Raw genomic sequence first — 7,455 nt, forward strand, 5'->3', positions numbered from 1 at the left:
CCTTTCTCAGTTACTCTGTGTAAAACGTGTTTCTCCCTCTGGATTCCTCTGATACCTCTGTTACTCTGTGTGAAACCGTAATCTCTTATTCTCTCTGGCCTTTCTCAGTTACTCTGTGAACCGTATCTCCCGTACCCTGCTGCAGCATTTCTTGAGCAGTTTGAATGACGGTTTCCGCAGGCAGGTCCCGCAGACAATGTTGGGTAGCGCATTCGCCCCGCCCCCAGCAAGGCTGGCAGTTTTGCAGCCATACCACTCGGTCTTTAGCGCCGCGGGGCCCCCAGATCCGAGGATCCGTAGGGCCAAACAAGCCCAAAACAGGCGTATGAACGGCTTGAGCCATATGCAGCGCTGCCGTATCAACGCTGATGACTAAGGCGGCTTGCTGCATGAGCCCGGCTACCTCCGGCAGTGTATGCGTGCCGCTCCAAACCGTAACAGGCACTGCCGCCTTTGCTGCAATTCGCTGCAAATACGGCGCTTCGGCTTTGCCGCCAATCAGATACCACGACACCTGTGGTGATAGATTTTGAATCAATTTGGCATATCCGTCGGTAGTCCAACTCTTGCGCCGGTAGCTTCCTGCAGGACATAAGACAACAATCGGCTTGTCCGCCTTTTCTTTTTCCTTGGCAGCTGGAACAACATCGTCCGCCTGCAAAGCAAGTTCCAAAGAAAAATCTGCCGCCTCCAAGTCCAAGGGCTGCAGCACATCCAAATAGTTCTCCGCTTCATGCCGCAAAGGCGGCCGTACTGGAGAAACCGCATCCGTCAGAAACCACTCGCCGTGCTGCGCCGCATAGCCCAGCCGACGGGGAATGCCGCAAAAGAAGGCCAGCATCGCCCCTCGAAGCGCAAAATTAGTGCAAACCGCAAGATCGTAATTGCGCGAACGAATCTGCCGCAGCAGCTGCCACAACGCTTTCCATTTCTTATGTTGTCCTTTTTTATCGTATACTATAACTTCATCGACGTAGGGATTGCGCTGCGCCAGCGGCGCAGCCACTGGCACGGTCATCATGTCAATACGCGCCTGCGGGTAGGCGTGTCGCAAAGACCTGGCAACAGGCGTCGACAAAAGCACATCGCCAATAAAAGCCAAATTAATAATCAAAATTCGTTTCATTGTTCTTTTATTAACAGGAGTAGAGGGAGTAAAGGGAGGGTTCGATATTTTTTATGTTCAATCCATTCACTCAATCTAGCTCCGCTTCTCCTGTTCATCATTTTCATTTTATTAGATCGCATACTGTCGTTATACCATTAACAGTAGTAAATGGCGTAAAGGGAGGGTTCGATAATTTTTTATATTCAATCCCATTATTTATCCGTGCCCTCACTTTACTCACTCTACTCACTCTACTCCTGCTCAAAAATCTTCTCCCAAACCTGCTCCGGCGTAAGTACGTCCAGGCAGTCCAGGCCTTTGGGGCAAACGCGTTTCCAGCAGCCAGCACAGTCACGCTGTACTTCCAGCGCATGCTGCGGTTGGCCATAAGGGCCGTTGCGATTCGCGTCAGTAGGTCCCATTAGGCAGATGGTTTTTACACCCAACGCCGCCGCCATGTGCATCGGGCCGGTATCGCCGCCTATAAAAACAACTGCCCCTTTGATTACAGCAGCTAATTGCTGGAGGTTCGTTTTACCTGTCAAGTCTACCGGCGGCACTTCCGTAAACGCTGCCATTTCTTCATACAACTTATGATCTCCAGCCGCACCAATCGCCACCGGCACAATTTCTTGGCCGCTCAATTTATCTGCCAGCGCCGCAAAATGACGCGGCGGCCAGATCTTATTCGGCCAGTTAGCCCCCAAGGCCAGCACGGCATAAGGAACATTCTCACCTACTCCGGCATGGCGTAAAATAGCCGCAGCTCGGTCTGCTTCACCGGTCACTGCCTCTCCAAGGCCAAAAGCTGCGGAGCCCAACTGACAGCCCAAATGACGCACTACATCCCGATATAGTTCGACTACATGTCCGCCATGATTTGGACCGACTACTTTCTCCGCCAGCAAGTGACTTCCTTCTCGGGCATTTTCATACACCAGCCGTTTCGACGCACCGCTCAGCCGAGCAATCAAGGCACTTTTCATCAGCCCTTGCAGATCCAGCGCCACATCAAAGCGGCGCTTCCTTAGTTCCGAAATAAAGCCAGGGGCATGCTTAACAAGCCCGCTCAAGGATTTAAAGCGAGGTTTGTCAAAAAGCAGCACTTCGTCAATATAAGGATGGTTCTTTAAAAGCGAGGCGCCTGCTGCTTCCGCCACCCAGGTTATGCGGCAGCCAGGAAAACATTCTTTTAAGTCCTTCGCTACCGGCAACGCATGCACAATATCTCCAATGGCGCTTAGCTTTACAATTAAAATATTCATATACTTCATTACGGGTTTTTGAACAGGAGTAAAGGGAGTAGAGGGAGGGTTCGATAAGATTATGAATTAAATTCACTCTATTCCCAAATCCTTATTCAATATTATCCCTCCCGTGGCCCTCCCTCTACTCCCTGTTAATCATTATTTCCCGGTCTCACGTATCTTCTTAATCATGTTTGTTGACGAGCGCCCCGGGACTTCGGGAATGAGTACAGTTTCGCCGCCATAAGAAGCCACGATGCGAGACTCTGGCAGGCGTTCGACCGTATAATCGCCGCCTTTTACGTATACATCCGGTTTTAAAAGCTCTACTAGCGGTTCTGCGGTTGGTTCGTCAAAGATAACCACATAATCGACAGCCGCCAGTCCAGCCAGCACCTCTGCCCGATCCTCTTCACTATTGATGGGTCTAGACTCGCCTTTAAGCCGTCGCACGGAAGCATCGCTATTCAGGCCAAGCACGAGCACATCCCCTACCGCCCGGGCCGCATTCAGATAGCGAACATGTCCGGCATGAAGAATATCAAAACAGCCGTTGGTAAAAACCACTCTGCGCCCTGCAGCTTGCAAATGCGCAACTTCTTGTACTAATTCGTTTCGTTCCATCACTTTATTTCCCATATCTTTATAAAAATAAGCAAAACAGAGGAAGTCTGCTTAAACTTCCTCCACTCCAAGCTTATTCCTTTCCTCCTTTTGCTTTTTTGCCGCCAGTTCTCCTTGTTTCACTGCCTGTAATAATTCATCCGCTGTCAGCGTCGCCGTTCCATGCTTGCGCACAACAACGCCAGCTGCGTAATTGGCCAACTTCGCCGCGCTGTAGTGATCCGCCCCAGCCGCCAAGGCCAGCATCATGGTCACCACTGCCGTATCACCAGCGCCTGTCACGTCATAGACTTCGCTGCGATTGCTTACAGGAATATGCTTGGCCCCTTGGCCGCGCACATACAGCGTCATGCCGTCGCCGCCCTGGGTCAAAAGAATCCCATCCGCCTGAAGCAGATACACAATCTGTTCTGCCGCTTTCGCCGCACCAATTTCATCCAAGCTCTCCAGCCCCAAGGCAGCTGCCGCTTCCGCTTCATTCTGTTTGATCAGTTCCACGCCAGTAAATTGCTGGATAGCATAGCGAGAATCCACCATGCATGGCACGCCTTGCTCGCGGCACAACGCAATCAGCCTTTGCCGCAGCTTCGGCGAAACAGTCTGGCTGCCATAGTCGCTGATCACCGCCACATCCATCTCCGGCAATACTTTTTCTATATAATGCAGCAAGGCTTCTTCTGTTTCCTTTGCCAACGGTTCTTTTGATTCCTGATCAATCCGCACCACCTGCTGTCGCACCGTTGCTTGACCGCCCGCTAAAATACGCGTTTTTGTGATCGTAGGACGCTTCACATCCTGAAAGAGTCCGTCAACTACAACACCTTTGCTTTGCAGCAGTTCTTTCAGCTTCTCTCCCGCTTTATCTTCGCCGCATATACCTACTGCATAGACTACACCGCCTAAAACTGCCGCGTTATGCACGGCGTTAGCAGCTCCCCCCGGTACAATCGTCTCGCCGCGATGCTCCAACACCAATACTGGCGCTTCCCGGGAAACACGAGAAATATGGCCTTTTACGTAGACATCGGCTACCATATCGCCTAAAAGCAGTATTTTTTTCCCTTTCAGCTGCGGTACCCATTTCTGCAATTTCATCATTCTTTCTCCTTGGCTGGTCCGTTAAAAGCGAGTCAAAGCCAAATCCACTTTCACTTGTTTGCGTTCAGCCCGATACGTAAGCGTCATCTGCCAACAATGCAAGTCCCGGACAATGCTGATATCCCTGTCATATAGACGATGATTGATCATATCGTGACTTTCATTATAGACAAAGCGATTTTTACGATCTAGTTGATACGAGAAACCTACATCAAACTCCCTTGACATGTCATCGGTATTGTAATTGAAGACTTTTTGCTGATTTTGGCGATTATGAAAGGCAACCCAGGTGGTCAGCTTCGGATTCCAACCCTTGATTAACGTGGCATCTTGGCGGAATATATTTTGCTGTGAGCGATTATAACTTTCATATATCTTTTCATAGCCAGTGCCTACCAGCAACGTTAAAGTCTTCTTTTTATCCAAACTAATCGGATCACGGTCAAAATACAGAGTATAGTCCTGGTGCCAACTGCGTTTTGTATCATCTTCCCACATACCGGCAATTAATTTCGGAGCATACTTCCATGCTGTCCCAGCAATACGCTTTTGACCAAAGTTCACTTCTACTTCCGGTTTTTTCTTAATCCAGCGATTATCTGTATCCTGGTAATCACCTTGCCGCAAAATTACATTATAGCCATTTCCATGATAGCTGATATCTTCACCCGAGCGCCAAGCGCGCTTGGTTCCCGTCAAAACGTCAATACCGACTGACAAATGCTCATCAAGCGGATATTGATAGTAATATTCCAGGTATAAGCCATTATCCGAGTTATATCCTACTTTCGGCATTTCACTTTCCTGTTCATCTGGATCCAGCGACTTACGATACCGAGGTGTTGCATAAAAGACCTTGTCTTTTATCCAAACCTTGGCATCATAAGCAATCATCTGTTTCTGCGGCCAAATAATGACTTTTTCTGCAGTTAGACGATAATCTGGAATTTTAGCATTACAGCGAGTTGTCGAGGCATTGTAAATCACATAGTGGTCAGGATATATCTCTACGCGCGGCCCGCTTACAATCTCTTTATTCAGCGTACCATGAACGTTCTCCATTTGCCCTGTTTTGTCGCCATAATTGTATACGATTTTTTGCCCGACAAGCCTTGTACCTGGCTGCCAAAGAGTAGCTTCCTCGTCGGCAAAGACGGTTTCGCTTTTCGCATTGCCGTGAATAAATTCTGAAGTTACTTTTTCCAAGCCTTGCTCAAGCAAAGCATTGCCTTTTGCATACAAATCGCCGCTGCTGTCTTGAAAATACAGTTCATCCCCTTCAACCGTAACAGGCAAGGTTTCTTTGGGCTTTTCTTCTTTTTTCTTTTTAGCGGCCTCGCCGGTTTCTGCACACACAGCCACGCCAATCATACAAGACAACGCGACAGCCAGCCATTTATACGATTTATTCATTATGTATTCTCCCGCTCAAAAATATTCTATTCTTTATTGTACACGCCAGGCTTGAGACTGTAAAGAAGGAACCCCGAAGAGCTACATTAAAACAGGAGTAGAGTGAGTAAAGTGAGGGTTCGGAGTACGAGCCTAATTTGAAAAACAGACGTTCACTACGTTCGCAATGACACCGCGCAGCCAGCTTGTTCTGTCGTTGCGAGGAGCGCAGCGACGCGGCAATCTCCCCGTATGGGAAAATCATGAAACGTATCTTTTCTATCAAAAAAGCAAGCACAAAGTGGCATGAAGCCTGCTTTGTGCTTGTTGATCACCATGCTATTGTGTTACAGCTCCCGGAGGCACAACCCCCACTAAAGAAGTTTCGGCTTTAGTCTGTACAAACATCTGCGCCCCTACGGGGATCTTCAGATCATCACCATGAACAAAGGCGCCGCCGATCACACCAACCGGGCCTAAGATAATCATGCCTGCTACGGTAGCGCCAGCTGCTTTTGCATAGGACTTGGTTTCTTCTTTGGCCTTGTCGCCCAAGAAAATCGGCACTTTTATTACATCAATGGTCTCAATATCTTCATAATTAATCTCAATTTTTCCATCTCGCCCAAAGTTACTGGCACGCTCTACTTTGCTAATCTTACCCATGCCGCGAGCTCCTTTGGCTACAGCCAAGATGCCATTAATATACATATCATCTGCCGCTTGAAAATCCACCACGTCGCCTACGCGCGCCGTTTTACTATCCAGCGCCGTCAAAAAGCTGATTTTAATCAGAGAGTCTTTAGGCAAAGTAAGCGGAGCTGTTTGGGCTTTGCCGTCAGCATAGGCCATTGAAAGTAATTTAGCCACCCTGTCCTGGAATGCGCCAGGAACCGAATTGCCGGTTACCATCCGTTCCAGCCCTTCTATTCGGCTTTTAACAGGAACTGTACCATTCACTTGATGCTGCAGCGCCCACTCCACGGCATTAACTTTTAAAATCAAAGAAGGAGCCGCTTCTGTCGAATGAAAAACAGAATTGTACAGGGAATCTACGCGCGGAATAATCGCTTCTTTCGTCACCTGTCCATTTACATCTTTTTCTAATTTTTGCACCCGTTCTAGCAGCGCGCCGGTTTGCTCACTTCCATAAAGGCCTTTATCAATCGAATTAAGTTTGTCTACTACTGTGGCTTCTTCCGCCAGCGCCACTCCACTGCTCATGGTTAAAACAAGCAAAGCCGCAAACATTATCATCCATCGTTTCATCTTCTATGTAGCCTCCTCATCCTTAAATACGGACATCAATGGTTGCCGAAACGCCTACGCCTTGTACGCGAGTAAAGTTAACCGGATTTTTACTGTCAATAGGCACCAGGGCTTTTACGCGAAACTGTCCTCCATTGAAATCGCTCTCCAATTGCAATACAGCTTTTGTCCGGTCCACTAGTTCCTGCGAGCCAGTTACCTGTACCGCCCCCACATAGCCGCCGCTGCCAAAAGTCAGTACAGGCACGACTTTGGTCGCAAATTCATTGCCCGCCTTGCTTTTAAACGTCAACGTATTAATGAAGCTATTCAGCGGTCCTGCAAAGCGATCCACCAAAAAGCCAATACCGCCTACTTTCAACACATCGCCTAAGCTAAAAGCTTGCGTAGCCGGCATAGCAATCCCTGTTGCTAAAGCTCCTGCTAAAACAGCTGCTATTAGTTGTTTTTTCCCTGCCATAAATTTTCCTCCTTTTCCTTCTGCCTACAATCAATGTCCAGTGCACATAGGAATATAGGTTCGACAAAGGCCGGTTCTTTCCTGCTTGTTCACAAAACTGTCAAAAACGCGAAGAGAAGTACGGGTTTTGAACAGGAGTAAAGTGAGTGTTCTCATAAAGTCCTTAAATCCATCGAATAAAATTCCACAACTAAACCTTGGCACGGGCATTTTGAAAATCTAATCCAAAGCAAGTCCAATTATTCGAAAAATGGGTA

The 7,455-nt window shown here is 48.2% G+C and carries 7 protein-coding genes; all 7 read right to left on the reverse strand.

Annotation, left to right across the window (positions count from 1 at the left end; genetic code table 11):
- Positions 1 to 85 precede the first annotated feature (85 nt).
- The 7 genes from waaF to PHF27_RS05505 all read right to left on the reverse strand — a co-directional run bounded on the left by waaF (position 86) and on the right by PHF27_RS05505 (position 7,198).
- On the reverse strand, positions 86 to 1,126 hold the full coding sequence (waaF, locus tag PHF27_RS05475; protein ID WP_300067125.1) for a lipopolysaccharide heptosyltransferase II: 1,041 nt from the start codon (positions 1,124 to 1,126) through the stop codon (positions 86 to 88).
- Between the two features lie 233 nt (positions 1,127 to 1,359).
- Positions 1,360 to 2,373 carry a glycosyltransferase family 9 protein gene (locus tag PHF27_RS05480; protein ID WP_300067127.1) on the reverse strand — a complete coding sequence of 338 codons (1,014 nt, stop codon included), beginning with the start codon at positions 2,371 to 2,373 and terminating at the stop codon, positions 1,360 to 1,362.
- Positions 2,374 to 2,514: 141 nt separating this feature from the next.
- A complete protein-coding gene (gene rfaE2, locus PHF27_RS05485; RefSeq protein ID WP_300067129.1) occupies positions 2,515 to 2,979 on the reverse strand; it encodes a D-glycero-beta-D-manno-heptose 1-phosphate adenylyltransferase in 465 nt (154 codons plus the stop codon).
- Between the two features lie 51 nt (positions 2,980 to 3,030).
- Positions 3,031 to 4,074: a PfkB family carbohydrate kinase gene (locus PHF27_RS05490; RefSeq protein ID WP_300067139.1), complete on the reverse strand. Its 1,044-nt coding sequence runs from the start codon at positions 4,072 to 4,074 to the stop codon at positions 3,031 to 3,033.
- A 24-nt stretch (positions 4,075 to 4,098) separates the two neighbouring features.
- On the reverse strand, positions 4,099 to 5,490 hold the full coding sequence (locus PHF27_RS05495; RefSeq protein ID WP_300067131.1) for an LPS-assembly protein LptD: 1,392 nt from the start codon (positions 5,488 to 5,490) through the stop codon (positions 4,099 to 4,101).
- Between the two features lie 318 nt (positions 5,491 to 5,808).
- Complete coding sequence (locus PHF27_RS05500; RefSeq protein ID WP_300067133.1) at positions 5,809 to 6,738, reverse strand: hypothetical protein; 930 nt, start codon at positions 6,736 to 6,738, stop codon at positions 5,809 to 5,811.
- Positions 6,739 to 6,760: 22 nt separating this feature from the next.
- Positions 6,761 to 7,198 (reverse strand): hypothetical protein, encoded by a 438-nt coding sequence (locus PHF27_RS05505; RefSeq protein WP_300067135.1) that lies wholly within the window; start codon positions 7,196 to 7,198, stop codon positions 6,761 to 6,763.
- Between the last annotated feature and the right edge of the window lie 257 nt (positions 7,199 to 7,455).

The organism is Anaeromusa sp. (assembly GCF_028691475.1).
Classification (GTDB): domain Bacteria; phylum Bacillota; class Negativicutes; order Anaeromusales; family Anaeromusaceae; genus Anaeromusa.